Genomic DNA, 1,043 nt, shown 5'->3' on the forward strand with positions numbered 1-1,043 from the left:
CGAACGACGGCCGCGCGACAGACAAGTCGGCGGCGCATGCCCTGCGAATGCAGGCGATCAAGGCGGTTCGCAATGGTCGAACGGTCGCTGATGTGGCCGACGCCTACGGAGTCAATGAGCGCACCCTGTACCGCTGGTTGTCGCGCTACGCCGAAGGGGGTCAGAAGGCGCTCCACTCCAAGCCCAAGTCCGGACGGCCTCGGAAGCTGACTCCGGAGGAGATGCGCTGGGTCGCCCGCACCGTCCGTGACGAGAACCCGCAACAGCTGAAACTGCCTTACGCGCTCTGGACCCTTTCGCTGATTCAGGAACTGATCGAGCGCCACCTGGGCAAGAGCCTGTCCCGGGCGTCGGTCCACAACCTGATGAAGACGCTCGGCTTCTCAGCGCAGAAGCCTTTGTACCAGGCGTGGCAACGAGATCCAGAACTCGTTCGTCAGTGGGAGACGGAGACCTATCCGGAGATTCGCAAACAGGCCAAGCGCGAGGGGGCGACGGTCTACTTCGCCGACGAGTCGGGGTTGCGCTCGGACTACCACACCGGCACCACGTGGTCGCCTGTTGGTGAGACCCCGGTCGTGGAAGCCACTGGCCGGCGTTTTGCGGTGAACATGATCTCTGCCGTCAGCCCACGCGGCGAGATGCGCTTTATGGTCCACCAAGGCACCGTGAACGCCCAGGTCTTCCGCGAGTTCCTCAGGCGACTGCTCGTCGGCGCCGAGCGCCCCGTATTCGTCATCGTGGACGGGCACCCCGCGCACAAGGCGAAGCTGGTCCGCGAGTTCGTCGAATCGACCGATGGCATGCTCAAGCTCTTCTTCCTGCCGCCGTACTCACCGCAGCTCAATCCGGACGAGCAGGTCTGGGCCCACGTCAAGCGGGATATCGGCCGCCGCGGAGTGCAGAACATCGAGCAGATGAAGCGCATGGCCCGCTCGGCGCTCTGGCGCCTCCAAAAGCTACCCGCCTTGATTCAGTCGTTCTTCCGTCAGCCGGAGTGCCAATATGCTCGGGCATGACAATACTTGCTGAAATCTTAGTAA

At 63.2% G+C, this 1,043-nt stretch carries 1 protein-coding gene; it reads left to right on the forward strand.

What is annotated here, in order from left to right:
• On the forward strand, positions 1–1,019 hold a 1,019-nt coding region (locus LRG10_RS13025; protein ID WP_238635777.1), incomplete at its 5' end, for an IS630 family transposase.
• Between the last annotated feature and the right edge of the window lie 24 nt (positions 1,020–1,043).

The organism is Halorhodospira sp. 9628, from assembly GCF_022228075.1.
Classification (GTDB): domain Bacteria; phylum Pseudomonadota; class Gammaproteobacteria; order Nitrococcales; family Halorhodospiraceae; genus Halorhodospira; species Halorhodospira halophila_A.